The organism is Providencia sp. PROV261 (assembly GCF_028477945.1).
Taxonomy (GTDB): Bacteria; Pseudomonadota; Gammaproteobacteria; order Enterobacterales; family Enterobacteriaceae; genus Providencia; species Providencia stuartii.
Window position 1 is genome coordinate 24,376 of record NZ_JAMPMC010000025.1, and the last position, 26,245, is coordinate 50,620.

23 protein-coding genes are annotated in these 26,245 nt (G+C 40.1%); 13 read left to right on the top strand and 10 right to left on the bottom strand.

The genetic code is table 11. From position 1 onward, the window contains the following. Positions 1 to 2 precede the first annotated feature (2 nt). From PR675_RS14470 to PR675_RS14480, 3 genes are all read left to right on the top strand, one after another. Complete coding sequence (locus PR675_RS14470; RefSeq protein ID WP_060561456.1) at positions 3 to 1,100, top strand: acyltransferase family protein; 1,098 nt, start codon at positions 3 to 5, stop codon at positions 1,098 to 1,100. Positions 1,101 to 1,323: 223 nt separating this feature from the next. Beyond that, positions 1,324 to 1,908 carry a HutD/Ves family protein gene (locus tag PR675_RS14475; protein ID WP_014657390.1) on the top strand — a complete coding sequence of 195 codons (585 nt, stop codon included), beginning with the start codon at positions 1,324 to 1,326 and terminating at the stop codon, positions 1,906 to 1,908. Positions 1,909 to 2,378: 470 nt separating this feature from the next. Beyond that, positions 2,379 to 4,091, top strand: coding sequence for a lysophospholipid acyltransferase family protein (locus tag PR675_RS14480; RefSeq protein ID WP_060561455.1), 1,713 nt, complete (start codon positions 2,379 to 2,381; stop codon positions 4,089 to 4,091). Positions 4,092 to 4,145: 54 nt separating this feature from the next. Here the strand turns inward: PR675_RS14480 and yegD are convergent, their stop codons facing one another. Then, a complete protein-coding gene (gene yegD, locus PR675_RS14485; protein WP_004917421.1) occupies positions 4,146 to 5,498 on the bottom strand; it encodes a molecular chaperone in 1,353 nt (450 codons plus the stop codon). A gap of 73 nt (positions 5,499 to 5,571) precedes the next feature. Next, positions 5,572 to 6,225 (bottom strand): CPBP family intramembrane glutamic endopeptidase, encoded by a 654-nt coding sequence (locus PR675_RS14490; protein ID WP_004917420.1) that lies wholly within the window; start codon positions 6,223 to 6,225, stop codon positions 5,572 to 5,574. Positions 6,226 to 6,490: 265 nt separating this feature from the next. On the opposite strand from PR675_RS14490, the gene PR675_RS14495 reads away from it, so the two are divergent. Both PR675_RS14495 and PR675_RS14500 read left to right on the top strand, forming a co-directional pair. Then, entirely contained in the window at positions 6,491 to 7,690 is a 1,200-nt protein-coding gene (locus PR675_RS14495; RefSeq protein ID WP_060561454.1) for a nicotinamide mononucleotide deamidase-related protein YfaY, read from the top strand. Between the two features lie 978 nt (positions 7,691 to 8,668). Beyond that, a complete protein-coding gene (locus PR675_RS14500) occupies positions 8,669 to 10,051 on the top strand; it encodes an SPOR domain-containing protein (RefSeq protein ID WP_014657394.1) in 1,383 nt (460 codons plus the stop codon). A 27-nt stretch (positions 10,052 to 10,078) separates the two neighbouring features. Here PR675_RS14500 and PR675_RS14505 read toward each other — a convergent pair whose 3' ends face one another. The 4 genes from PR675_RS14505 to PR675_RS14520 form a co-directional block, all read right to left on the bottom strand. Further along, entirely contained in the window at positions 10,079 to 10,423 is a 345-nt protein-coding gene (locus tag PR675_RS14505) for a thioredoxin family protein (protein ID WP_223854657.1), read from the bottom strand. A gap of 15 nt (positions 10,424 to 10,438) precedes the next feature. Further along, positions 10,439 to 10,888, bottom strand: coding sequence for a hypothetical protein (locus PR675_RS14510; RefSeq protein WP_014657395.1), 450 nt, complete (start codon positions 10,886 to 10,888; stop codon positions 10,439 to 10,441). 595 nt (positions 10,889 to 11,483) lie between these two features. Continuing rightward, entirely contained in the window at positions 11,484 to 11,780 is a 297-nt protein-coding gene (locus tag PR675_RS14515) for a DUF2645 family protein (protein WP_014657396.1), read from the bottom strand. Positions 11,781 to 11,976: 196 nt separating this feature from the next. Then, positions 11,977 to 12,318 carry a DUF5713 family protein gene (locus PR675_RS14520; protein WP_014657397.1) on the bottom strand — a complete coding sequence of 114 codons (342 nt, stop codon included), beginning with the start codon at positions 12,316 to 12,318 and terminating at the stop codon, positions 11,977 to 11,979. A gap of 712 nt (positions 12,319 to 13,030) precedes the next feature. Between PR675_RS14520 and PR675_RS14525 the strand changes: the two genes are divergently transcribed. Genes PR675_RS14525 through PR675_RS14540 form a run of 4 tightly spaced genes read left to right on the top strand, consistent with a single transcriptional unit; the run spans position 13,031 to position 16,692 of the window. Then, on the top strand, positions 13,031 to 13,999 hold the full coding sequence (locus PR675_RS14525; RefSeq protein ID WP_004917406.1) for a siderophore ABC transporter substrate-binding protein: 969 nt from the start codon (positions 13,031 to 13,033) through the stop codon (positions 13,997 to 13,999). Between the two features lie 3 nt (positions 14,000 to 14,002). Next, positions 14,003 to 14,965 (top strand): ABC transporter permease, encoded by a 963-nt coding sequence (locus PR675_RS14530; protein ID WP_004917404.1) that lies wholly within the window; start codon positions 14,003 to 14,005, stop codon positions 14,963 to 14,965. After that, a complete protein-coding gene (locus tag PR675_RS14535; protein WP_004917402.1) occupies positions 14,952 to 15,935 on the top strand; it encodes an iron chelate uptake ABC transporter family permease subunit in 984 nt (327 codons plus the stop codon). The genes PR675_RS14530 and PR675_RS14535 overlap by 14 nt, the downstream gene beginning before the upstream one ends. 1 nt (position 15,936) lies before the next feature. After that, entirely contained in the window at positions 15,937 to 16,692 is a 756-nt protein-coding gene (locus PR675_RS14540; protein ID WP_004917400.1) for an iron ABC transporter ATP-binding protein, read from the top strand. A gap of 185 nt (positions 16,693 to 16,877) precedes the next feature. Here PR675_RS14540 and PR675_RS14545 read toward each other — a convergent pair whose 3' ends face one another. The 3 genes from PR675_RS14545 to PR675_RS14555 form a co-directional block, all read right to left on the bottom strand. Continuing rightward, the gene (locus PR675_RS14545) at positions 16,878 to 18,299 is read right to left on the bottom strand and encodes an NAD(P)/FAD-dependent oxidoreductase (protein WP_004917397.1); all 1,422 of its coding nucleotides are present in this window, start codon (positions 18,297 to 18,299) and stop codon (positions 16,878 to 16,880) included. Positions 18,300 to 19,353: 1,054 nt separating this feature from the next. After that, positions 19,354 to 19,791, bottom strand: coding sequence for a helix-turn-helix domain-containing protein (locus PR675_RS14550; RefSeq protein WP_004917394.1), 438 nt, complete (start codon positions 19,789 to 19,791; stop codon positions 19,354 to 19,356). Positions 19,792 to 20,214: 423 nt separating this feature from the next. Beyond that, entirely contained in the window at positions 20,215 to 20,862 is a 648-nt protein-coding gene (locus PR675_RS14555) for a DUF1028 domain-containing protein (protein ID WP_053109859.1), read from the bottom strand. Positions 20,863 to 21,012: 150 nt separating this feature from the next. On the opposite strand from PR675_RS14555, the gene PR675_RS14560 reads away from it, so the two are divergent. Beyond that, a complete protein-coding gene (locus tag PR675_RS14560; protein WP_004917390.1) occupies positions 21,013 to 22,572 on the top strand; it encodes an ABC transporter substrate-binding protein in 1,560 nt (519 codons plus the stop codon). Here the strand turns inward: PR675_RS14560 and PR675_RS14565 are convergent. Then, positions 22,569 to 22,748 carry a hypothetical protein gene (locus PR675_RS14565; RefSeq protein WP_180977813.1) on the bottom strand — a complete coding sequence of 60 codons (180 nt, stop codon included), beginning with the start codon at positions 22,746 to 22,748 and terminating at the stop codon, positions 22,569 to 22,571. The two genes, PR675_RS14560 and PR675_RS14565, sit on opposite strands and share 4 nt — an antisense overlap. On the opposite strand from PR675_RS14565, the gene PR675_RS14570 reads away from it, so the two are divergent. Genes PR675_RS14570 through PR675_RS14580 form a run of 3 tightly spaced genes read left to right on the top strand, consistent with a single transcriptional unit; the run spans position 22,669 to position 26,206 of the window. Beyond that, a complete protein-coding gene (locus tag PR675_RS14570; protein ID WP_272582776.1) occupies positions 22,669 to 23,616 on the top strand; it encodes an ABC transporter permease in 948 nt (315 codons plus the stop codon). The genes PR675_RS14565 and PR675_RS14570 overlap by 80 nt on opposite strands. Further along, positions 23,613 to 25,415 (top strand): dipeptide/oligopeptide/nickel ABC transporter permease/ATP-binding protein, encoded by a 1,803-nt coding sequence (locus PR675_RS14575; protein ID WP_004917383.1) that lies wholly within the window; start codon positions 23,613 to 23,615, stop codon positions 25,413 to 25,415. The genes PR675_RS14570 and PR675_RS14575 overlap by 4 nt, the downstream gene beginning before the upstream one ends. Then, positions 25,412 to 26,206 (top strand): ABC transporter ATP-binding protein, encoded by a 795-nt coding sequence (locus PR675_RS14580; protein WP_060561453.1) that lies wholly within the window; start codon positions 25,412 to 25,414, stop codon positions 26,204 to 26,206. Before PR675_RS14575 ends, PR675_RS14580 begins: the two co-directional genes overlap by 4 nt. Positions 26,207 to 26,245 lie beyond the last annotated feature (39 nt).

Genomic DNA, 26,245 nt, shown 5'->3' on the forward strand with positions numbered 1-26,245 from the left:
CGATGATCTCTAATAAATTATTCCAACGTTTTGCACCGATTGACCCAAATGTTTCTGAACAATTGGATATGTTAAGGGGATTTTGTACCGCGACAGTATTATTTGGGCATGCATATTTAGTCTTTTTATATCCAGTATGGCCTATCGTGATGCTGCCGCTATATTTATTTGGTCATAGCTGTGTCATGGCTTTTTTTGCGTTAAGTGGTTTTTTGATTTGTAAGTCGGTTAGCTACAATATTCAACGAAATACTTACTTTAAAGTAAGGCGCTATGCAACTTCACGGTTAAATCGTATTTTGCCGCCTTTTTATTTAGGCTGTTTTGTCTTACTACTTTTATATTTTATCTCTCCCTATTTTTTTGCTAGTGGTAGCCGTGACATTAATATTATTAGCGATACGATGACTCAGGCGAGAATGGCGCTGGATGTTAAGAGCTTTGTGGGAGTATTGTTGTTTATCAACGGCTTTATTACAGATACTCCACCAAGTAACTTTGCATTTTGGTCATTACCATTTGAGGTTTGGTTCTATACACTGTTTGCCTTATTTATGATGCCTAATCAGCGTTGGTGTACGATTATCGGTATTCTATTATTACTCACTCTTAGTGTATTGAATTATACTTTTTTCTTGTATGCCTTAATTTGGTGTTGTGGTGTGATTGCTGCACTGCTTCATAATCACCAGTATCAATTAAAACGAAAAACGCTCATTACCAGTTTTAGCTTGATTGCTTTAACACTATTGACATTAGCTGTGGTTGGCGTTTTTTATTTTCCATTCAGTTTCGACAAACAAAAATATTTGTTGGCGTTGTATGGCACTTTGTGTGGCATTAGTTTCTGCTATTTATTTTATTTGATGAGTTTTCACCGTGTTCGGTTTTATTTACCTGGTAAACAATTAACGCCGAGCTCTTATACGATCTATATTCTGCATTTCCCTTTGCTAATCTTTGCTTATGGGATTGTGCAACCTTATGTGTATCAGAATTTGTGGGTATTATTTATCACTACGTTTTTGATCGCGTTGGGGATCATGTTTATTGGGTTGTTCGTTGGACGATATGTGGAAAAATTGAAGGTGCTACATTAAGTTGTGGCTTTGTTATCGCGTAAAAATATCCACTCTCCCTAAAATGAGTCAGTGATAATGAAGTCAGTCATGGTATTTCAATTAAGCAAGGAGGCTTTTTCGCTCATCTCCGATAAGTCGGTTAACACGATATGATTTTTGACTCTGATACTGGAGGAGTTTTCCCTTTTAGTATATGTTTACTGACTAAAATGACACGATTACTTAAAGGTTGATTTAAACCATGATCCGAGTGTTAACAGCGAAAAACTACCAAAAAATGCCATGGAAAAATGGGCAAGGTTTTACTTTAGAAATTGCGCGTAGTCACGGTGTAGGATTAACCGATTTTGATTGGCGAGTTTCTATTGCTGATGTGAAAGCGGCTGGAGCCTTTTCTTATTTTCCGAGTAGGAAACGGATTATTGGTGTATTAGATGGCGGAGAAGGGCTAACCTTGCAGGTGGATAAAAATTCTCCTGTAACACTCCGTCAAAAACAATTTTTTGCATTTCATGGTGAAAGTGATGTGTATGCTGAGCTATTAGGTGAGGCTATTCGCGATTTCAATCTTATCTATAACCCTGATAAGTACATCGCTCGTCTGCAATGGTTCAATACACACAATGTGACGCAATGGATAAGTGATGCTGACAGGGTATTAATATTTAATGCTAGTGGCGAGCTTGGCGTTACTATTGGTTTGAACTCGCATACTTTAAAAGAATTTGAAACATTATTGGTGGAAAATGATGGAAATTCTTTGCAATATAACCTTGTCACTCAACCAAAGAGTGACTTTTGCCTGATTGAATTATTTGCTAAGTAAAGTTACTGCCAACAATAAAATCGCTGTTATTTGTCGTTTACTAATAACAGCGGTAAATTAATACTATTTTTCATCCTCATCTTATAGCGTAATCTACTTTATTTTTATAAAAAACACTCTGTAAATTTTTAATCAAGGATAAACTAATCAAATTAGTTCATTATCAGAATATGACGAGTGAATATTTTTGATTGAGTATGATAATAAAAATATCAAAATAGATTAAAAAGGTCATAAAACGTAGGGTTAAGCTATATATAGTTGTGGTAGGATCAAGGTTTATCCATAATTGAGCTGTGTTGTATTTATAGAATATTAATTAATTGAATATATTATGTTTTTTATTTGTAACTCATAAGATAGGGATATTGTCATTATTGGATGAGTTTAACCGTTTTGTCATTAAATTGACACGCTACTGCCATTGTTCTAGCTTAGGTTTGCAATAGCTAAACTAGGAGACAATTAAGATGTTTAGTTTGGATGCTTTGCTACAAGATGTATTCCCAGACCGAGCGCCTCCCGCTTGGAAACGGAATTTACTAAAGTTCCTGCTATTTGAAAAAGAATTTAAACAATTTTCTGAAAATTATCCTCACCTAAAAGGTTTAGATCTGGTTGAGCAAATCGTCGAGTACTTTAATATTCGTTGTGAGTTAGTTGATGGCGATTTAGAAAATATTCCCTCTCAAGGTCCTCTTGTATTAGTTGCTAATCACCCGATAGGCTCTTTGGATGGTTTAGCAATATTACGTACGGTCGCGACAATTCGCCCAGATGTTAAAATCGTAGCAAATCAGTTTTTGAATTATATTGAGCCACTGAGTAGCTTATTTGTTCCTGTTGATAATATGGGGAATCGCACTAGCCGCAAACAAATTGAGGCAATGCAAGAGCATTTAAATAAGCAAGGGGCTTTGATTTTATTTCCTGCTGGTGAAGTTTCCCGATTAAGTGCGAAAGGGATCCGGGATGGTCATTGGCATACTGGTTTTTTACGTTTAGCGGCCAAAGCTCGTGCGCCAATTGTACCTATTCACGTTACTGGTCGTAATAGCTCTCTATTTTATTTAACCTCATTAATATACCGTCCATTATCGACATTATTGCTCGTACGAGAAATGTTTAAGCAGCGTGATGGCAGAATAAAAATTCGAATTGGTGGCCGTATCCCATTTACTCATTGGCATGATGGGCATACTCGAGCGCATGATCTCGCAGAACGTTTTCGCCGCCATGTTTATCTTCTTGGGCAAGGAAAAAAAGGGCTTTTTACCAGTGAATCTGCCATTGCATTACCGGAAGATCGCTTAGAATTGAAAAAAGCATTGATGGCGTGTGAGCGGTTAGGCACAGCCCCAGATGGTAAGGCGATTTTTCTGTATCGTAGAAAAGATGAGGATAGAACGCCTATCTTACGTGAATTAGGTCGATTACGTGAAATTGCTTTTCGTGCTGTCGGTGAGGGTTCAGGAAGGCGGCGCGACTTAGATAGCTATGATGATGACTATTATCATCTCGTTTTATGGGATGAAGATGCATTAGAAATTGTTGGCGCTTATCGATTTATTCCTACTGCCGAGCAGTTGAAGAAAAAGGGCATCGAAAGTATCTACAGTTATACGTTATTTCATTACGATAAAGAGATGCTACCGATACTTGAGCAAGGGATTGAATTAGGCCGTAGTTTTATTCAACCTACTTATTGGGGTAAGCGTGGTCTTGACTATCTTTGGTTAGGTATTGGCGCTTATCTTGCAAAATACCCGCAATATCGTTACTTATTTGGGCCTGTTTCGATATCGGGTACGATGCCAATTGCCGCTCGTGATCTATTAATTACGTTTTATCGCCTCTATTTCTCAGCGGATCATTCGTTGGCACAGTCTCGCCAGCCGTATCCTGCCTCATTACCACAGGTATTAGCACAGTTTTCAGGGAATAATTATCACGAAGATTTAGTTAAGCTAAAAAGTCTGTTGAATAATATTGGCTGTTCGATTCCAACCTTATATAAGCAATACACCGAGCTATGTGAGCCGGGTGGCGTACAGTTTATTGATTTTGGAACCGACCCTGCTTTCAACAATTGTATTGATGGCTTGGTATTGGTGGATTTGACGAAGTTGAAACCTTCTCGTTATCAGCGGTATGTAGCGGTTCACCAAGATAACCAAACGTAATCTAAGTTATTATGCAAAGAAAAAACGCCGTATGGCATACGGCGTTTGTATCGATTATCTAAAGCAGATCTCAGCCCAACGGGTGAGGCCAGCGGTGACTGAGCCAAAATCATTGCCTCGGACAATAGGAATATTGGGTAATTCTTGTTTTATGGCCTGACATAGGACGGGGGATTGGGCAGAGCCTCCTGTCATAAATATCGCGTTTGGTTGCACACCACCTTGTGTCACGGCTTCTTTAACCAGCTCTATCATTTTACTTTTTGGTGATTCGATAGCCTCTACCATCTGGTCACGGTGAATATTAATTTCGAGAGTCTCATTCATTAATTCAATATGAGCCAAGTAATTTTCACTGTCTGATAAAGCAATTTTCGCTTCTTCAGCGCGGCGCACTAAGCGATAGCCAAGGGTTTCATTATAAACCTCAATAAGACGCAGCAATTTTTCAGGCTCTTGTGCCTCTTGGCGTAATCGATTGAGCGCTGTTAAATTCTGTTTTGCATAAAATTCTTTTTGTGCTTCCACATTATTAATCGCGATAGGATTCCAAAACTGGCTTATCGGCATTTTAATTCCAGATACTGTTTGGCTGCTCATACCAAATGAGTCCATTAATTGTTTTAAAGCCAAATAAATATCAAGGTCGTTACCACCAATACGTTGACCAGTGTGAGCTAATAGACTTGCTGTTCGGTCGGTTTTACCTTGATAACTTGGCCCCATATTGATCAGTGAACAGTCGGTTGTGCCTCCACCGATATCGACAACTAATATAGTTTGGTCTTGCGTTAAAGCCGCTTCATATTCAAGCCCAGCGGCAACAGGCTCAAATTGAAAGGCAATATTTTTAAATCCAGCGCGTTTTGCGGCTTTAATAAGAATAGCTTCAGCTTGCTGATTAGCTAATTCACCGCCACGGCCATGAAAGTTAATTGGGCGGCCAATGACAGTATCAGTAATTGTGTGTTGTAAATGCAGTTCGGCTTTTTGTTTAATATTCGCCATCATGGCGCACACTAAATCTTCAAAGAAACTGAGTTGCACTTCGTGAAGGCCTGAAGCACCAAGAAAGGATTTTGGTGACTTGACATAATAGACATCGCGAGGATCTTTTAGGTATAGCTCTAATGCTGCTTGGCCAAAAACAATATCCTCAGGAAGTAGTTCAATCCCTTCTTCACGGTTATATGCGATGGAACGCCTCAGTATTTGTTCGCCCACTTCATCTGACGGTAATATATTAAGATGACGGAATAAATGTTCAGAAACAGATTCTCGAGTTGGCGCGCAAAGGGTTGACGGAATATAAGCACTATCACCTTCTAATGGTAACAGTGTAGGCTTTCCCTTATCCATAATTGCGACCGCGCAGTTTGATGTTCCGTAGTCAAAACCAATAAACATTTTGCCCCCAATGCTTTAATTACTCGCCGAAAAGGCGGCAAACTTTACCGGAAGCGCTGGCGAATTACCACTACTAAAATGACATTGCAAATATGAATATAGTCGCAATCGTGTTATTTAAAGCGTGGAGTAATATTGGTGCAATTAATGAGCGAGTGCTGATCCTTACATGGCATAAAATAGCGCCCATTATAAAGATAGTAATAAGGGTATTTACAGATTGATACTGTGAGTGTATTGAAGCAAATAAAAATGAAGAAGCGATAATGGCTATCCATTTTCCAGCCGTGCCATACCACATGCCCGCATTAAGTAAAAAGCCTCTAAATATAATTTCTTCGCTAATCGGGGCTGCGATAATAATCGTTATTACATAGAGAAAAAAGGCAAAGCCAGTCATGTGACTGATACTTTCAAGCCACTCTTCTTGTGCTCCCAATAGCATATTGAGAAATATTAAGCCAAATATAGCCAAGATGGGGAGTTTTAATTCATTTAAATTGGTTTTACCGATAGGCATAAGTTTGAAGCTATTTTGGTAAAAAAACCAACAAACTAAGGCGCAAGGCAACAGTAATAGCAATGATATAGCGGGGATAGCATATTGGGATTGCAGTAACAAAAGTGCATTAGGCATCAACAGTATAATGAATGAAGAAAAAAACCAAGCGACAAATGCTCCGATGCAAATGAGTAAATGAGTGAGGCGGCTTTTAGGTGGATTCATATAAGTATATCCTTTTTTAATAACAACGTTAAATTCCTTAATTTCACTTAGTTAATATACAAAAATTTTAGATAAATTCATCTATTAAATGCATTGTATAGCAGTTAGTTAGCGCCTCCATGAGTGAGTAATAAAAAGTCATACCAAAGAAAAATAGAGGAATGAGTAAATTTAACGAAGTTATCTCAAATATTTATTTTAGCGAATGCCAATATAGGGTAGCTTAATGGAAAATCATTAAACATTCGCAAACTGGAGCTTATGGATGCTAATTGTAGAGATGTTAAGTACCGGAGATGAGGTACTGCATGGGCAAATTATTGATACTAACGCAGCTTGGTTATCTGATTGCTTTTTTCAAGAAGGCTTCCCACTGAGTGGGCGAACGACAGTTGGTGATAATCTGAATGACCTAGTACACACTTTACAAGCGCGAAGTCAACATGCAGATATTCTGATCGTTAATGGTGGACTAGGACCAACTCGTGATGATTTAAGTACTTTGGCGGCAGCAACGGCTGCTGGGGTGCCCTTAGTTGAGCATGCTGAATGGATTACGGTTATGGAACGCTATTTTGCTTCCAGAGAATGGGTAATGCCAGAAACGAATCGTAAGCAAGCGCTGTTACCGGAAGGTGCAGAATTGGTGGATAACCCGATTGGTACGGCATGTGGTTTTGCCATGGAGCTCAATGGTTGTTGGTTATTTTTTACGCCTGGAGTACCTTCAGAGTTTAAAGTGATGGTACATGATCAAATTTTGCCAAGATTACGCCAACGATATCCATTGAACGAACCCCCGTTATGCCTACGTTTAGCCAGTTTTGGACGAAGTGAGAGTAGTTTAGCTAAGCAATTTGATTCACTCGCTCTTCCGGAAGGCTGTGTACTTGGATACCGTTCCTCTATGCCTATTATTGAATTGAAACTCACAGGACCTGCAACATTGAAAGAGGAAATGTTAGCGCAATGGCAAGTGATCAAAGAAGGTGTTGGTGAAAATGTAGTTTTTGAGGGTATTGAAGGCTTACCTAGCGTGATATGCCGTGAGTTAAATGAAAAACAGCTTAGGGTTGCTATTTGTGAAGAGTTTAGCGCAGGTTTACTCAATTGGACTTTAAATGCAGTATCGGCCCCACTCAATGGCTGTAAAGTGATAAACCAACAAGAAGACCAGAGTTTATTAGCACTGATAGGCCATGCTAGTGAGGTCGCTAAACAAGAAAAAGCACATATTGGTTTAGCGGTTGGAGGCGCTAACGATGGCTGTCTATCATTAGCATTATATACATCCGAAAAAAGCTATGCCCAGCGTGTACGTTATATGCCAAGTAATCACAGTACTAAGGTCAAACAAGATGTCAGTGTGATGTTAATGTTGGATATGTTGCAACGTTGGCTCAAGGGGCGCGACGTTTTTGGTCAATATGAGTGGTTAGCGCAATCAGAGACATTAGTTCGTTAATATTACAATCTTCGCTGTGTTTGATATGTCAAAACACAGCGTTTTTTAATCACACATAATCATCATCGATTAGTGGGGTTACCTAGGGGTTTTTATATTATATTTCAAATATTGGTATTTTTACTTAATAAACCTAAGGGTATTCATCTTATTTAAGTTTCGGGGGCGAGAAATAAGAATTTTTAAGATGAATTTAAATGGTTAGAAAAATCGATTTTGCTAAATAAACGCATAATTATTAAATTGGAGTGACTGTTTTAATGCTGACAAATTATTTTATGTTATAGGGTTATGATATGAGAAATATACACATCTTCCTTCCATTTTAAATGAGGCGTATTACGCATAAGGCATTATGAATATTTTAAAATAGCGGGTAATTAAGTAGGAAATAAACAAGGGTTTCGATAATAGATATTATTTGGTATTTCCTTAGATAGTAGACTAGGATATGAAAGTATCGAGTGGGATGGACTAGAGAAAGTGGTAACTAGCTCGGTGTTTATTAAATACTGCTCCAGTATGGGTTGAAGGTTATTAGTAAGGATATAATCGAAATGGATACTCCCATGATGGTAAAATGCTTATTTATGCGGGCTAGGAACGAGTTCAGTCTCCCCGCTGTAACGGATTAAAAAGGAATAATGAATTAGAACATGATATCTGCCAGTGTTTGCCAACATTGAGCGAACTGATCATTATTAATTTAACACTGACTCAAGCTTAGACAGTGATTTTTAACCATGGGTGGCTTAAAAATTTAAATTAACGAGGAATAATCCATTGAGTCTACTCACTGCGATTAACTGGCATTATTTTTTGGTGTATTAACAATGAAACGTACAAATGGTGTTTGGTATAAATTGGTTTTAAATTCCCCTTATTTACCAGACCGGCCTTAGATTTGAAAGATAGTACTTAATTTTATTATCAAAGTGCATTCCATTTATTTTTATATTACCTATTTGGAATTATTTCATGTTTATATCACAGCATCATTGTAGTATCGCTAAATTCGCTATTCTATCTACTGTTTTTGCAGGAGCAGTAGTGTGTCAGTCTGTTGCACAAGCACAGCGTACACCCGTTGAAATTATTCATGATATGGGCGTGCAATTAATTAACGGTGATGGCGTTCCGGTCGATTTAATTAAAGGCCGTTATTATATCCATCAATCAGCTATACGAGGATATCCCCTCGGGCAGCTTCATCTAGGGATTTTATTTTATTTTGGTGATGGCGGCGTACAAAATACCGCTTGCGCGCAATGGTGGTTAGAAAAAGCATTACAGGCGGAAGGGGAAGTGCATGACATTGCAAAGGATTTTCTTTCTGACATTCAAAAAGAAACTGCAATGTCATCGTCTCGTGTGCTCATGACAGTGCCAGATCAAAAGCTGTGTCAGCAGTTACCTAAAATAGCAAATGACCATATTGGAGTGCATCCCTTTAAGTTAGAGCCAAAGCCAGAATCGAAAATTGATCTTGTATTACTGCAAAAGGCTATCATTTCAGTGCCCATATTTGACCCTACTATCCAATCGTTAAAAAGGAACCAATTTCAGACAAAAATTGCAGCTATTCCTAGCTTAAGCCATGTTATTCGTAGCAGTATTGAAATCTATGATGACGCACTGAATGGCTTATCAAAGAAATGGATATTACTTTCACGCCATATTTTAAATAATCAGGTGTCAGTAGAACAAATAAATCCGGTTGGTATTGTTTATCACTCCCCTGAAAAAACAGAACAAGTTACATCGGCTATCCCGTTATCACCTGAGCAACAAGGTGAGCTTGCCAAACATGCAACTGTACCAATGGCTCCATCAATAGAAGGATCAGCAAACGTTAAAGAGAAAGTTGCTGATTCATTGAATTCTGAAATTTCTGAAAAAAGGGTTGATACAAAGCTAACTCAGTTGGCGTCTACGCTATCTAATTTGCCTAAGGATGGAATATTCCATTTTAGAATTGAACTGAAGGAAACCGTGGTTAAAGAGGAGGCGGCATCTGGAATGGAGAAAACGGTTGAAGTAGCCAAGAAGCCTTCGTCAGACATGAAACCTATGTATAATTTAGGAGGCGATCCTCGCACTGCATCCCCTCGGCATTACACATTGCAGATTGGTAGTGCCAGTTCACCAGCTGGTCTCTATGAACATGCGCGCCGCCATAAATTGTCAAATTATTTAGTGTATGAAACCGTTCGTCATGGTCGCCAATGGTATGTATTGGTTTATGGTGAATTCTCTAATATAGCTTCTGCAAAACGAGCATTGAAAAATTTACCCTCGGCAATTCAACGTGATAAGCCGTGGGTACGTAGTTTACGGCATGTTCAATCAGAACTTCATTAATGTATCGTGGGGCCTTAGGGGAGGTAATTAATCAATGGGGAGAGCAGACCGTATCTTTGTTATGGCATGCTGTAGTGAGACTTCCCCAGCCACGATAGCAACCAAACGTGAGTCGTTAAATAATGCGATTGAAGGCACCGATTTAATACCATACATCGGTGCTAGAGTAGGTGATTGAGCGATGTCAACGATGCCAAAATTAATGGCTGAGCTATCCAAATATAGAGGGAGTTGCTCAAAGATCGGTTGCATATTTTTACAAGGCTGGCACCAAGAGGCAGAAAAATAAATAATAGCTATCTGCCCTTGTTGTTCTGGATTAAAAAGCGCTTCTGTAAAACTTTGTTGATCGAGGTGTTTTATTATTGGCATAGTGTGAGCCATTATTTAATCATCACTTGGCAAATCGAAAATATGTTCATGAAGGTTATCAACAATGGTATTTGGCAAACAAGAGATAGAAGTAAGTAATTTATCTTTTTGATATACATCCACATGAGCGATATGCTTTGAGTCTAAATAGGAAGAGGAAACGGTATAGGTATAGTCGCCATTTCGAAAATCAACCTCATAGATTTTTCCATTGAATCTATCTCCCTTAGGGGTGAGATAACGTGCAGCTAATTGTTCAGGCTTTCTTACCATAGTGATATCAGGTTTTTGATTAAGTTTGCCGAATTGATAAATGTACTGACCATTTGCTAGGCTGATATTAACCTTTTTTTGGTTTTTATTCACACACTGGAATACTGTGACTGTGTGGGTATTGGCAAGGCCGATTGGGGAAAATAGGCTAGCCGATAGGATACAAAGCAGTATATGACGATAATTGGTCATAGTGATTTCCTAATGCACTTGTTATTTAACACCATATCTTACATGGCTATTTATGAAAGAATGAACCGAATATAGTGGTTATTTTCGATATATCACATAAGAGAATCAATCAACGGATACAGCACCTTTGGATTACACCATCGATAGAAATTCAAGCTTAGTAAAATTAACAACCTAAGAAGTGATAGCTTAATAACCGCTCATGGAGAGAAGAAAAAGGATGATGCTATCACTTTGATGAAGTATTATGTTTTTTGAGCTTTTTTCCTTTTACAATTTGATTACGTCTTTTCCATTTACGCATCTCTGTTTCGAAGTTGAATTTTTTGTATTTTCATACGCCATTATCTTATAAAGCATTGAGTGTTTTTAAGACGTAACCATATTTTGGGATTTAAAAAAGAAATGTTAAAAACAAACCCAAAGGAATAGGAGTTTTCAGGGTGACTGGGTGATTGTGCCTGAGCATGGCTCTGATGAGCTTTGGTTGGGAGAGGCGGGCTGTTTTAGTCAATTAACTCATTTTTTTAATATAATGGTCATAGCGAGGGTAAATAGGCAGTACCCATATCGTATATACAATGTTTAACGGTACCTAAAATGGCATGCAGAGATTAAATCTCAGGAAAAAGGACCAATAGATATAAAAGCCAGCAATCAAAATACATAAATAGCGTATTTTCTTATTTCTAATAATAAATAATGGCACTAGCAACGGTAAAATAACCAACATTGGCTCTAGTGTATATCTTCCTCCCATGGGTAACTGACATAAGTTTGTTATTTCACTCTCCCCAATCATCCATTCATAATCGGATATAGAAAAAACCGTTATCATCATGCATAAGAAAAACATATAAATGATAATTATTGTATTATATATGTATTTCATATAAATCAGATTCCTATAATCCCTTTTATGTAAAACACTACAAGTCTCTCATGTGGCGTTTTATCGCTTCTTCACTTTCATTTAGCCATTTTTACTTGGCGAGAGCCAAGAAGAGTCTATGGAGCAGGGCGGCTGCTCTATGAACAGCCTAATGCGGTGACCAATATTAGTTGGCCACGGTATGATTGTTATTTAATTACCACTCCCGTGTTGCAATCAGCTCCTCCGGATCTGCATCTAAAAAGCCGTATGCCCGAGCAATCAGGTAAAATGATTCGCCGATAGCATCACGGGCAACCGTTTCAATCTCACTGCCCGCCTCTTCAAAGGCATCTTGCAAATCGTTAAATTCTTCCGTTGACTGCTGTGTCAGCACATACAACTCCGCCAGTCCGTTCGGTGGGTTGTTTTCCAGTGTCTCACACAATCGCAGAAGAATGGCCTCACCCTGCTTCACCAGATGATCAGGAAAATAGCTGTCATCATACATTTCACCTAATAAACGGAGCTTCAAAACGTCTGGGTTGGTTACGGGCATTTTTATTCCTTTTGAAAGCGTTATCCTAAAAACAAATTAATGCGGAGATATATTGTAGTGGCACACTGAATGAGAAGCGAGTTGACCAACTGAATAACGTGAGGGAGGTAGGCTTTTGCACGGTCTAATAATAGCGCGGTACCTATTTCTGTGTTTTGGGTTTGAAAAAATCAGCAATAGGCACTGTCAATAACACATTTTACAATGTTTGAATGTTTATTTGCGATTATTGCTATTTGGAATTTGTTTCTGCTAGGGAAAATGCACTTTTAAACGAATGAGTAACATAATTTTTATCTTTTCTAGCTAACGACTTTGCTGGGTGCTATTTCTGTGGTGTCTGTGGTGGCATCAGTGCACTACCCAATATGCCTGTTTCTCTTAGGTTCCTCTCTTCTTTCGTATCTTATGATGGTAAAACCAAACACAATAGCATGAAAGCCTTTGCGTGCTAGGGGGCAAGATCTATTTTAGGAATTTGTGCGTTTGCTACCATTTCTTTTGAATGCAAATGTAAACTAATATCATTTGTACTAAGTACAAGGTAAGATAGCGCTATTATTTGTGCTATGGGTGGAGTCGGTGGCAGCGCTATGGGTTCTTTTTAGAAGCTGCTAGCCGCGCTGAGCATTGATGCGTTTACCAAATCGGGTAGATTTATCGGGCTTAAAGCGACAACTCACATTATTTAGAGATAGATGGAGGAAATTGGATGTTTGTAAAATCACTAACTTCAGGGCTCGTCTTAGTGTCAGCCTTAGTATTGGCTGGTTGTGATCAATCTAAAGAAAAGGCAGAAACTTCTGCACCGGCAGAGAAACAAACGATCACTATCGAGCACGCTCAAGGTAAAACAGAAGTTCCTCGCCATCCTGAAAAAGTGTTTGTTATGAGTATGGAAACACTGGATATTATGGATGCCTTAGGCGCCCCAGTCGCTGGCCTACCAAAAACAAACGTTCAATTACCTGAATTTTTATCTAAGTATAACTCCCCGGATTACATCAACGCAGGCACACTATTTGAACCTGCTTATGAAGTGCTGAGCAATGCACAACCTGACTTAATTTTAGCTGGTAGCCGCGCTCGCGACGCATACGACAAACTCAGTGCTGTTGCGCCAACTATCTCAATGGATATTGATAATAAACGCTTTATTGATAGCTTAACTGAACGCACAACTGAATTAGGTATGCTATTCGGTAAGGAAGAACAAGCTAAAAAGCTGGTTTCTGATTTCAAAGAAAAAATTGCTCAAATCAAACAAAAAACACCAACCGCAGGTAAAGCGATGGTGATCTTAGTGAGTGGCGGTAAGATCTCTGCTTATGGTCCAGGCTCACGTTTTGGCTTCATCTTTGATGAATTGGGCTTTGAGCCTGCTTATGTCTTCACTGAAGATACAGGCAGACATGGCAACATTGTTAACGCAGAATTGCTAGTCAAACTGAATCCAGATTGGTTGTTTGTCATTGACCGTGATAGCGCAATTGGCCGCACAGATGCTCAGCCAGCAGCCCAAGTTTTAGACAATGCGTTAGTAAGAAAAACATCGGCATGGAATAAACAACAAGTGACTTATCTTGATCCGTCTGCCGTTTACATCGCTGGTGGCATTCAAACTTATTCTCAGTTAATGGATGATGTTAATAACGCATTAGAAAAAAACCAAACAAACTAATCAATGAAAACGCTTTATCTTTTTTTTGGAATTATCGCCTTATTGGTATTAGCGGTGATGAGTTTGTTTATTGGAGCGGGTGACGTGTCACCCGTTTCACTTTTCACCGATCCAGAGATGCAAGACATCTTTTTTATCAGTCGTATTCCTCGAACTATTTCCTTGATCCTAGCAGGCAGCGCTATGAGTGTTGCTGGGCTTATCATGCAACTCCTAACCCAAAACCGTTTTGTTGAACCCTCGTTGGCGGGAACAACACAGTCAGCGAGTTTGGGTTTATTATTTGTGATGATACTGTTCCCTACCGCCGATATTATGACCAAAATGGTAGTGGCAAGCGGGTTTGCATTGCTGGGTACAATGCTGTTTATGATGCTGTTGCGCAGGGTTATCTTAAAATCAGCGCTGATTGTGCCGCTGGTCGGCATAATGTTAGGAGCCGTTATTAGCGCACTGACAATCTTTACCGCGTATTCATTTGACCTGCTACAGTCATTAAGTGCTTGGATGAGCGGGGATTTTTCTAGCATCATTCAGGGGCGTTATGAGCTTTTATGGCTAGTCGGTTTACTCACATTACTTGCTTGTTGGATTGCGGATAGTTTCACGGTTGCGGGTATGGGTCGTGAGTTTGCCATCAACGTGGGGCTAAATTACCGTAAGGTAATGACAATTGGTTTATCGATTATTGCACTGATAAGCGGGGTTGTTGTTGTCGTTGTCGGAGCATTGCCATTCTTAGGACTGATTATCCCGAATCTCATTAGTTTAATTATGGGAGACAATATTCGTAAAACGCTGCCATGGATCTGTATTGCTGGCGGAGGGTTAGTTTTACTCTGTGATATTGTCGGTCGCTTAGTCCGTTATCCATTCGAAATACCTGCAAGTGTGATTTTAGGTGTTATTGGCGCCATTATTTTCCTTTTTTTACTGTTGAAGCAGCAGCGTTATGCAAAAAGTTAATGCATCAGTGGTGTTACCCAAAAAAGGGATGACACCATTACAAAGAATATGGCTATTACTGGGGCTGTCGGTTATAGCTATTACACTTTTTATGACTATCAATCTTGGCAATAACCTTGCTTATATTTTGCCACACCGAGGTTATATGGTGCTGACGATGATTCTGGTCGCTTTTGCTTCTGGAGTCTCGACCGTTCTTTTTCAGACCATAGCCAATAATAAGATATTGACGCCCTCTATTATGGGTTTAGAGGCGTTATTTATTTTATTACAGTCAATCTTTGTGTTTTATACCGATAGCTTCCCTGCATCTTGGTTGCTCAATATTGGGAAGTTTTTGCTAGAGTCATCGCTACTCGTTCTATTCTCCGTATTACTTTATCGCTGGTTGTTTGTTTCAGCTAAGTTGAATATCAACCTCGTTTTGATGGTTGGTATTATTCTTGGTACGTTATTTAAAAGTACGGCGACGTTACTACAGCGGTTGATGGATCCGAATGAATTCTCGATTCTACAAAGTCGTATGTTTGCGACTTTTACACGAGCGACCCCTGAGCTGATCTTCTTTACTTTAGCAATTACGCTAGTCGTTGGTATTTTGCTGTGGCGTATGCGCTATTGTTTCGATGTTTTAGCTCTCGGTCAGGCAAATGCGATCAATTTAGGAATTAACTATCGCCATAAAGTGACGGTGATTTTATTACTGATATCGATATTAGTGGCGGTATCGACAGCATTAGTAGGGCCATTAACTTTCTTAGGGTTAATGGTGGCGAACCTTGCTTATTTTATTAGTGGTAGTAGTCAGCACCGTTATCTGTTGCCCGTCTCTTTCTTATTAGGAGTGATTGCGCTTATTGGAGGGCAATTGATCCTTGATTACGGCTTGAACATGGCGGGTACGCTATCTGTTGTGATTGAGTTTATCGGCGGCATATTCTTTATTTATATGGTGTTAAGAAGGTTTTAGTATGATTGAAATTAATCAGATATCGAAAAGTTATCAGGATACTAAGGTCTTAGATAACATCACAACAACGATTAAAAATAGTGGTATTACATCGATTATTGGGCCTAATGGAGCAGGTAAGTCGACGCTTTTATCAATCATTGGGCGCTTATTAATGGCCGATTCTGGGCATGTGAAGGTTAATGAGCTAGATGTCGTAAAAACGCCAAGTGATAAGCTAGCGACTTATTTGTCAGTGTTGCGACAAGAAAACCAGTTCGCAAGTCGATTAACCGTTGAAGAGTTAGTTGGTTTTGGTCGCTATCCTTATACAAAAGGGCGTTTAACCCTTGATGACAAAAAGAAAATCGATGAGTCACTCGAATTCTTAAATTTATCTAACTTGCGTCATCGTTATTTGGATGAGCTATCAGGTGGTCAACGGCAAAGAGCCTATGTGGCGATGGTTTTATGTCAAGACACTGAATATGTGCTGTTAGATGAACCACTCAACAACCTTGATATGAAGCACGCGGTCATTATGATGAAATTGCTGCGTCGCGCGGCAGACGAGTTAGGCAAAACGATTATTTTGGTGATCCACGATATCAATTTTGCCTCTGTCTACTCCGACCATATTATCGCTATGCGAGCAGGGAAGTTAGTTTATCATGGGGCGCCTAATGACATTATGAAGGTCGATATTATCGAAGATATCTTTGATACTCCTATTGAGATTAAATCTGTCGATAATAAATTGATAGCGATGTATTACTAAACGAAGTCATTTTATTTTTATAAAAAAATAGCCTCTATTGCTTGTTAGCATAGAGGCTATTTTATTGAGCTATATATCAAACGCAGTAGCAAAGCTACAAACCATTCACGCGCCATTCCAATCACTCTTCACCTAATTAGCATAAGTGAAGAGTGCATCCAAATCCTGCGTAAAAGCGTTTTATATTACTCGCTAAAACGAGAAAGTCTGTATGGACGTGGATCGATGATAGGCTTAGTATCCATCAATAGATCAGCAGTCAACTGTCCAGATGCAGGACTTTCTGTCATACCCCAACCTGTTGCGGTGTTGATAACAAGGCCAGGGTATTGTTCGATTTTCGAAATGATTGGGATCTCATCGTCAGTTGGGCTAACAGTGCCGCCCCAACGCTCAACCACTTTAGAGTCTTTAAACACAGGGAATTCATTTCTAAGTCTTTCTAGAACGCCATCCAAGTGCTCATTGTTTGGTGTGTTAGTTGCGGTACGGAACTCTTCAAATGGCGTTTTCTCATCCAGCTTCCATGAGGTTGCCATGGTGAAGGAGTTAAAGAGATCTTTACCGATTGAGAATTCTAATGGCAGCTCTCCGCCTCCGAGTAGGTGTAAAAAGCGAGGGCCTAGCAGGAAGCTATCTTTAACGATAGAACTGGTAAAGATACGTGGTGCTACCGCATAAGTACCATCAGCTTGTTCACGGAAGTGAATACCGTTTGGTAGATGCACGTTACCTCTCGGTGCACCAGGCACGCCAGTAATACGCTGTTGAGATAGGTAAACGTTCAGTGTAGGAACATCAACGCCTAGGTTACCCATAAATAGGCGAGACCAGATACCACCAGTCAGCACTACGTTAGAAGTTTTGATGGAACCTTTTTCGGTCACAACGTCGGAAATCTTACCGCCAGCGGTTTCTATGCCCCTTACTGCACAGTTGGTATAGATGCGGATCCCGATTGATTTGGCGTAGTTAGCCATGGTTGGTGTAACCACTTCTGGGTCGAGACTACCTGCGTCTTCTTCAAATCCACCGATTTTCCATGGAGTTTGTGCATTAGGTAAGCGTTTTGCCAGCTCTTCACCTTCGATCATGCGAGTTCTTAAAGGTGTATCAAAACCTGGGTTTTCTGCTGTCTTTTTGATCCACTCTCTGGTGAGTTCTAGATCTTTTTCGCTAGAAGGAACTTCAACACGGCCTTGAATGCGGTAACTTGTATCAGCACCGATTTTTTCATTCATGCCAGTCCATAAAATTTTTCCATAGTGGTGTAATGGAAAAATTTCTGGGGAAGTTTTGTAGCTAATAATTTGGCTATAAGCACGGCCTGATTGTTCGCCGCCTACAACGCCTTTTTCACAAATAACAACGTTCATCCCCCTTTCGGTGAGATTAATTGCAGTCATAATACCTTGAAGGCCTGCACCGATAATAACGGCATCAGCGGATTTTGGTAATGCACCTTCTGTGCCTGCTACAGCAGGAACACGAGATTTGGTGGACTCAAACCGACCTTCTCTGCGGATCATTGGAACAACCGCAGCACCACCTGCGAGAACACCCGCAGCACCGACCCCTAAAAGTAGTTTTCTTCTCGAGATTTTCATCTATAACCTCAATAATAACCTTAGTTTTTATATAGTAAATAATTACAATTTAAGATAATCATATTATCATATTTCATGATGTTGTTAACTATGGTTAATATTTGTTAACAAAAGTAAGAGAAATGTGAATATTCATAATCAGAAATAATCAAGCCTGTAAGGGGTTTGCGAGCTATTTTAATAAAATTCAATCTTTTTAAGAGGGCAGAAAATAAAGTGAAATGTCAGATAATGTGTACAGTGATTTTTTAATCAACTTAGATGCGGTGGATATTTGTTTCGTAGAGTGAGTAATTAGCAAAAATACTATAATGAGCCAAGTGTTAAACAATGCTATATTGTGTGGTTAATAAGGGTAGGGGAATGAAATATCCGATTTTATGAGGGTTGGTGGTTATCCTTCTTTTTACTCTTGAAAGGTTAAATAGATAAAATACGTATTAGTTTAAAAACATTTAATTAAATATCTAAATGTTTGTGTTTTTTATATTGTCGTTTTTTTGAACTAAATTCTCAATTTTTTCAGTAACAGGAAAATTCGTAGCGTCTTTTTAGGTTTACACTATTTTAAAATAAAGTTGAAAAAATATATTTTGTTATTGAAACGCCTATTAGGAATATATTTTACCTCTGATTTATCATTAAAAAACATGAAGATATGTTTATCTTTGTGTCTGTTGATAAAATAGTCAAAGACGAATTCTTATCCAGTTTAACCCTTTCAATAACGACTGTTACTAATAATAATCCTAAATTTGTTTATTTTTTTAGTCACACATAGTGGTAAAAGTAAAATATACGACTAAGCTGGTTAAAGTGTTATCTAAATAAGTAATCCTTACAATAAATCAGGTTTTTTATTTAGGTAACAGTTTGAGTTATCTATTTTTTAACCAATTGGCATACATAGTTTGTGCTTATTATCATCATGCCAGAAAAATCATGGATTAAAAGTTTGGCGAACCCAGTGGGAAATGACAATTAATTTACTTAGGTAGAAGTGCTTATTTAGTATAAACCTCTATTATTGGAGTGTAATTTATTATAGGGCGATTTATTCCTTTTTAGAATTAACTCTCTTTATTTTGGCGCCATTGAGTGGCTTGAGCTGGACGGAATAGGTCTCTAAATTTTTTCTATTGTGATTGGAATAACGTATTTCATCGCGTGTTGCGCTATTTTTATCTTTAATAAAGTGTCTGATATATTGGCTGAGTGATGGTGGTGTGGCGGGAGCAGGCTCTTTATTATTGCTACCGTTCGCGTATTCGTGGAAAATTTTTTGTATAAAACTTGCGCCATCAATCTCCAAGATCAATAGAAATTTATACAGTAAATCAATTGTGAGTGGCGTTATCCCGTTTTCATAGCGAGAAATTTGTTGCTGGCTGATCCCCATTAATTTGGCTAATTCTTTGCCCGTGATTTTCTTCTCCTTTCTTGCCTTGCGTAAAAAGTAACCCGATAGTGTACTGAGTTTGTTTTCTTCCATTATTTAGTTTTCTACTCATCGCCTCTATTTGGGCGCTACTATAACGAGTCTGCTGTAGGTGTAAAAATGTTTATACCTAATAAACAGTGATTTTTGATAGTTTATAACTATTGTTATATTTATTTTTATTGAAAATGCTGATTTACACTATTGGTATTCACGTAAATTTTTGGAAAATTGAGAGCTTAAACCTATGAAAATATCGTCATTTTAAGAAGGTTATTTTATTTATATTTCGAATTATGACGTAAAAAGAGTAAATGTGTTTACTAATTTGTTCTATTTGAAATAGTTAATTGTCACCTAAAATGTTTCATTTTGTTACATTCTGTCAAAGGTTTGACGGCTATTTTAGAGATAATTTCATATTATGAGTATTAATTTCCTAAGTTGAATTACGTGATTGCTGTTAAGTGAAGCTGATTATTCATTTCCAGTGGGAATTTGTGCGAAGAAATTGGCGTAGTCGCTTGAGCATATTTGATGCAGAATAACGTTTAAGTCAGATAAAGGTTGTTGTGACCAATCAGCGCGAATATCAATATCTGCATATTGGCGACGGTGCCATATTTTGAGTGCCGCTGAACGAATTCCTCGATAATCACCTCCCGCTTTTTCACCCGCTTTCATTGCCATTAATAGCCTATTTGCTAGCGCTAACTCTGAGTATTTATGGTAGGTATCGTATAGCGCGTGTAAAACATGCTCTCCTGCGAGCATATTACCTGCAATCGCTAAATTGGTTTCAGATAAGCCACCACACCAAGGTAAACATGCCTGTCCTGTCCAATGCGCACTGGTGCCTTGTTTATCAATAATGATCAATTGCCTTAATGTGGGGGCGGCATCTTTTTTAAGCAAAACATCTAAACAGGTTTTAGCTGGCATAGCCTCTCGAAGGAATTCAACTCCGGTTATACCTGCCATGGGGTTGGTCATGGCTTGTGTGGCAATCGCACCATGATAACTTGCCCCATGGAGAACTAATGCCCCTACTGCGGGACCACCTGTTGCGGTTATTGCTCCAATTTCCCCCGTTTTTGCACAACGAGCGACGATAGAAAAAGTCATTTTACACCTCATAAATTAGACACCGATCAAATTTATCATTATAAATTATTGCGAGAAAGTTAATTTATCATCATAAATAAAGAAAAAGAGAATAATTTTAACAAAATTGACACATATCACAGCATCGTCACCACACCAGGGAGAACAAATATGGGCATGTGTTTACGCAGATGGGTAGCCACAGTTTCACTTCTCTTCGCTTTTTCATTTCCGCTATGGGGCGATGAAAACAGCCATGTATTGTTATTAGGGCAAGTGGCTGAACCGCAATCATTAGATCCTCAGGTGGCGACGGCTGCCAATGATTCACGGATCTTGGTGAATATTTATGAGGGGTTGGTGCGCAATTCTGATGGTTCATTAAAGCTTGAGCCTGCACTGGCCGAATCATGGAATGTGAGTGAGGATGGACTGACTTACACATTTCATTTACGCAAAGGGGTTCGCTTTCATGATGGATCACCATTAGATGCACAAGCGGTTAAGTTTACGTTCGAACGTATGCTTAATCGTGAGCATCCTTACTATCATACAGGGCCTTTTCCTTTATCATTTTTCTTTTCTGTTATCGACAACATTGAAACGCCCGATAACGCCACGGTGATCTTCCGGTTAAAAGAGCCGTTTGCCCCTTTTTTATCCAATCTTGCAACCCCCGCAGGTTTGATTGTCTCGCCAACCGCCGTTAAACAATACGATAAAAATTTTGGTCGCCATCCAAGTGGGACAGGGCCTTTTAAATTTACCGAGTGGACGGCGAATCAGCGTGTTGTTGTGGAAGCCAATGATCAGTACTGGGGAGGGCGACCGTCACTGCAATATGTGGTTTTTCGCCCAATAACTGACGCTAATACTCGCGTGGCTGAAATGCTGTCGGGAGGGATTGATGCGATGGTTGAAGTGCCCGCGGATAATGTACCACTGTTTGCCTCTGATAAACGTTTTCACTTGTATCAAGCAACAGGCCCGCATGTTTGGTATGGCATGTTGAATGCATCACGTCCACCATTTGACGATGTGCGTGTCAGGCAAGCCGTGAATTACGCAGTCAACAAACAGAATATCGTTAAATATATCCTTCAAGGCTCCGCAGATGTTGCACAGGGGCCAATCCCTTCAGCTTTCGATTGGGCGTTTGATCCTGAAACGGAGGCTTACCCTTACGATCCTCAAAAAGCGCGTGAATTGATTAAAGCGGCGGGAGCAGAAGGGCAAAAAATTATTTTTTATGTCACAGAGGGAGGATCTGGCATGTTGGATCCGATCCCGATGGCGACAGCGATTCAGGCCGACCTAAAGGCCGTTGGGCTGTCAGTTGAAATACAGACTTTTGAGTGGAATACCTATTTATCAAAGGTGAATTCAGGGCTTAAACAAGCACATATGGCGGAAATGGCATGGATGACGAACGATCCTGACACCTTACCCTTTTTGACGCTGCACTCTGGATCATGGCCAGAGAAAGGGGGATTTAATTCTGGCTATTACGCGAATAAACAACTCGATAGCTTATTAGATAAGGCAAGAGTAACAAACGATATGGCTGAGAGGGCACGGCTTTATCGGCAGGTACAAAAGAGAGTTCACCAAGATGCGCCATGGCTGTTTGTGGCAAATTGGAAGCAAAATGCGGTCGCCAGTGCGCGGATCAGTAATTTTAAATTACAGCCAAATTTTAATTTATTGCTTAAAGACGTTCATAAAGATTAACGGATCAATTGGCTTAATTTCACGGCATAACAAAGTAGCGAGCCTTTACTCGGCATTAAAACGGTTACGACGGGAAGATTTACTGGGGAAGAACCTATGTGGCTATATTGTGTTAAACGAATTTTAGCGACGATACCCATTTTAATTGGGCTCACGCTTATCGTATTTTTCATCATGGCGTTGATCCCTGGTGACCCCGCTCAAGCACTACTCGGGCCATGGGCAACACCAGAGAATGTGGCGCGGGTAAAACAGGAACTTGGTTTAGATAAGCCGCTATATCAACAATACTTTATTTGGATAAGTAATTTATTGCAGGGGGATTTTGGACGCTCATTCGTACTCAATCGTCCTGTCACTGACGAGGTATTAGAACGTTTTTCAGCCACCTTAATTCTTGGGGGCAGTGCGCTGTTGCTCAGCTCTGTTTTAGGGTTGTTGGCAGGCATTATTTCGGCGATCCGTCAGTTTAGCTGGAGTGACAAAGTGATCACGCTAGCCGTGTTACTGGGCATTTCGATGCCATCGTTTTGGATCGGCCTATTGATGATCATGCTGTTTGCGGTACAACTGCAATGGTTTCCTGCGTCAGGGATGTATTCGATTTGGCAAGGCGGTGGGTTCGGTGACCTATTGCACCATCTTGTTCTGCCAGCAGTGACGCTCTCTTTAGTCGCGACAGGGGTCATTGCTCGATTAACTCGTACTGCGATGTTAGAGGTCTTGCGCTTAGATTTTATTCGTACAGCTCGAGCAAAAGGACTTAGCGAACGCAAAGTTATTTTTCGTCATACTTTTCGTATGGCGCTCGTGTCAGTGATCCCCGTTATTGGGATTCAGGCTGGTTTTGTTCTAGGCGGTGCTGTCTATATCGAAACCGTATTCCAGTGGCCGGGGCTAGGTGCCATGTTGGTCAAAGCGGTTGCGACACGTGATCTCTTTTTAGTGCAGGGCGGTGTTTTAATTGCAGCAGCAGCCTATGTATTTATTAATTTGTTTGCTGATTTGATGCAGGCACTTTTGGATCCGAGGTTAAAATCATGAGCCAAATTACTACACCGGTTATCCAGCCACGTTATCGCCAATCAGCTTGGTCTTTGTTAATGACCAATCGTTTAGCTGCATTAGGGCTAGCGATCTTATTGGTCATTATGTTGTCAGCATTACTAGCACCTTGGCTGCCACTGCCTGATCCCGATAAAACGGATCTCATTAATCGATTATTACCTGTTTTTTCTTCGGGTCATGTGTTGGGAACCGACCATCTTGGGCGTGATATTTTGTCACGGTTATTATGGGGAACACGGGTATCACTGCTTGTGGGGATCTCTGCGACGTTAATTGCAGCCGTATTAGGTACGCTAATTGGCTTAATTGCCGGCTATGTTGGGCAGCGAACTGATACCCTATTGATGCGTTGCATCGATATGTTAATGGCTTTTCCTTATATTTTACTGGCATTGGCGATTGTCGCTGTACTTGGGCCGGGCTTACTTAATGCGTTATACGCGATAGCTTTGGTTAATATTCCCTTCTTTGCACGTAATATTCGAGGGCTAACAGTAGGCTTGCGCGATCGTGATTTTATTCAGGCGGCAAGGTTATCAGGTAAAAACCATATTCAAGTTCTATTAACGGAAGTTTTACCGAATGTATTGCCTATTATTGTCGTGACTATGTCAACCACGATAGGGTGGATGATTTTGGAAACGGCGGGGTTGTCGTTTTTAGGGTTAGGAACACAGCCGCCGAATGCCGACCTAGGATCAATGCTAGGGCAAGGTAGAGCACAGATGTTCGTGGCGCCCCATGTTGCATTAGTGCCCGGCATTATGATTTTTCTTATCGTCATTAGCTTTAATTTATTAGGTGATGGCATTCGCGATTTACTTGATCCAAGACTCAAATCAGGGGCTTTGCATCGCTCGCAACCAGTGACAGAAACCGCACGTATTGATATTCCAGCACGTACGGAAGGCAGCAAGGCGGTGTTAGAAGTGAAGTCACTGTGTGTTGGTTTTCGTCAAGGGCCTCTATTGCGCCCAACGGTTAAAAATATCAGTTTTTCAGTGGCGCGTGGTGAGTGTTTAGGGCTGATAGGGGAAAGTGGCTCTGGTAAAAGTGTTACAGCACTGTCCATTATGGGGCTATTAGCTTCCCCGCCAGCGGTGATCACCGGTGGTGGGATCTATGTTAATGAAGAAGAGATGTTGTCATTATCTCTATCGGCGTTACAGCAACGCCGTGGCGCTAGAGTCTCTTATATTTTTCAAGATCCGTTGACGACACTGCATCCACAGTTTTCGATAGGTGCACAATTACAAGAGGCGATCACCGCTCACCAATCCCTTTCCGATCAACAAGCGAAGAATAAGGCGATTGAGTTACTTGAGAGTGTTGGTATTCCATCAGCAAAAGAGAGTTATCACGCTTATCCCCATCAACTTTCTGGAGGGCAACGCCAACGTGTTGGGATTGCCATGGCTCTTGCGAATGATCCGGTGTTAATTATTGCCGATGAGCCGACAACGGCACTGGATGTCACTGTACAGGCACGCATTTTAGAATTACTCAATAAGTTACGTCGTGAAAGAGGGGTTGCGCTACTTTTTATTACCCATGACTTTGCGGTGATTAACCAAATTTGTGATCGGGTGGCGGTGATGCAGCAAGGCCAAATTGTAGAAACGGGCGCAACACAAACGGTACTTCATCAGCCACAGCACCCTTATACGCGTCGCTTGATTGCCAGTGTGCCAAAACTGGGGGAAGGAAAAGCATTTCTTACCCATGTTGCAGATATTTATAGCGCTAAACCAGACGCGGTGCAGGAGGTGTCATGAATAAGGTCATTGAAGTCAATCAATTGGTAAAAACGTTTGGTCGCCCACCTAACCTTTTTCATCCAACAAGTAGAGAAGTTAAGGCTCTAAAAAACATCTCAATAGATCTTTATGAAGGTGAAACATTGGCGATCGTTGGGGAAAGCGGTTCGGGGAAAAGTACTCTTGCCCGTATTTTAGTTGGATTGGAGCAGGAAACATCAGGGGAGATCCGCATATTGGGAAAAAACCGTTCTCAGTGGCAAAAAAAAGGAACACGAGCCTTCGGTCAAGCTATCCAATATGTTTTCCAAGATCCTGTTGCATCATTGAACCCACGTAAAACGATCGGAGAAACCTTATCCGTACCTTTAAAGTACCTTAAGCAGATGAATAAATCTGAACAAACCCATAGATTACATGAGTTACTCGAGGCCGTAAGTATGCCATTGGATGCGCTGGCATGCTATCCACATGAGTTTTCGGGTGGGCAAGCTCAGCGTTTAGCGATTGCACGAGCATTGGCAGCCGATGCACAGATCCTCGTTCTCGATGAGCCTGTTAGCGCATTGGACGTTTCGGTACAGGCGCAAGTGTTGTTGTTGCTACAAGAGCTAAAAACACAATTTTCGTTATCTTACTTATTTATAAGTCATGATTTAGCCGTCGTTGAATCAATTGCTGACAGAGTGGCCGTGCTCTATTTAGGTGATTTGCTAGAATGTCAGGAAACTCATCGTTTATTTGCTGCCCCTGAACAGAGTTATACCCAGAATTTATTGACCAGCGCGCCAAGGCTCTCTTTTGAGTAAAAGGCGAGTGTGGAGATGAAAAATAGAACAACAGACGAC

Bases quoted from the DNA above. Each gene is read 5' to 3' on its own strand.
- PR675_RS14470 (WP_060561456.1), top strand. From the start codon at position 3: ATGATCTCTAATAAATTATTCCAACGTTTTGCACCGATTGACCCAAAT.
- PR675_RS14475 (WP_014657390.1), top strand. From the start codon at position 1,324: ATGATCCGAGTGTTAACAGCGAAAAACTACCAAAAAATGCCATGGAAA.
- PR675_RS14480 (WP_060561455.1), top strand. From the start codon at position 2,379: ATGTTTAGTTTGGATGCTTTGCTACAAGATGTATTCCCAGACCGAGCG.
- yegD (WP_004917421.1), bottom strand. From the start codon at position 5,498: ATGTTTATTGGTTTTGACTACGGAACATCAAACTGCGCGGTCGCAATT.
- PR675_RS14490 (WP_004917420.1), bottom strand. From the start codon at position 6,225: ATGAATCCACCTAAAAGCCGCCTCACTCATTTACTCATTTGCATCGGA.
- PR675_RS14495 (WP_060561454.1), top strand. From the start codon at position 6,491: ATGCTAATTGTAGAGATGTTAAGTACCGGAGATGAGGTACTGCATGGG.
- PR675_RS14500 (WP_014657394.1), top strand. From the start codon at position 8,669: ATGTTTATATCACAGCATCATTGTAGTATCGCTAAATTCGCTATTCTA.
- PR675_RS14505 (WP_223854657.1), bottom strand. From the start codon at position 10,423: ATGCCAATAATAAAACACCTCGATCAACAAAGTTTTACAGAAGCGCTT.
- PR675_RS14510 (WP_014657395.1), bottom strand. From the start codon at position 10,888: ATGACCAATTATCGTCATATACTGCTTTGTATCCTATCGGCTAGCCTA.
- PR675_RS14515 (WP_014657396.1), bottom strand. From the start codon at position 11,780: ATGAAATACATATATAATACAATAATTATCATTTATATGTTTTTCTTA.
- PR675_RS14520 (WP_014657397.1), bottom strand. From the start codon at position 12,318: ATGCCCGTAACCAACCCAGACGTTTTGAAGCTCCGTTTATTAGGTGAA.
- PR675_RS14525 (WP_004917406.1), top strand. From the start codon at position 13,031: ATGTTTGTAAAATCACTAACTTCAGGGCTCGTCTTAGTGTCAGCCTTA.
- PR675_RS14530 (WP_004917404.1), top strand. From the start codon at position 14,003: ATGAAAACGCTTTATCTTTTTTTTGGAATTATCGCCTTATTGGTATTA.
- PR675_RS14535 (WP_004917402.1), top strand. From the start codon at position 14,952: ATGCAAAAAGTTAATGCATCAGTGGTGTTACCCAAAAAAGGGATGACA.
- PR675_RS14540 (WP_004917400.1), top strand. From the start codon at position 15,937: ATGATTGAAATTAATCAGATATCGAAAAGTTATCAGGATACTAAGGTC.
- PR675_RS14545 (WP_004917397.1), bottom strand. From the start codon at position 18,299: ATGAAAATCTCGAGAAGAAAACTACTTTTAGGGGTCGGTGCTGCGGGT.
- PR675_RS14550 (WP_004917394.1), bottom strand. From the start codon at position 19,791: ATGGAAGAAAACAAACTCAGTACACTATCGGGTTACTTTTTACGCAAG.
- PR675_RS14555 (WP_053109859.1), bottom strand. From the start codon at position 20,862: ATGACTTTTTCTATCGTCGCTCGTTGTGCAAAAACGGGGGAAATTGGA.
- PR675_RS14560 (WP_004917390.1), top strand. From the start codon at position 21,013: ATGGGCATGTGTTTACGCAGATGGGTAGCCACAGTTTCACTTCTCTTC.
- PR675_RS14570 (WP_272582776.1), top strand. From the start codon at position 22,669: ATGTGGCTATATTGTGTTAAACGAATTTTAGCGACGATACCCATTTTA.
- PR675_RS14565 (WP_180977813.1), bottom strand. From the start codon at position 22,748: ATGATGAAAAATACGATAAGCGTGAGCCCAATTAAAATGGGTATCGTC.
- PR675_RS14575 (WP_004917383.1), top strand. From the start codon at position 23,613: ATGAGCCAAATTACTACACCGGTTATCCAGCCACGTTATCGCCAATCA.
- PR675_RS14580 (WP_060561453.1), top strand. From the start codon at position 25,412: ATGAATAAGGTCATTGAAGTCAATCAATTGGTAAAAACGTTTGGTCGC.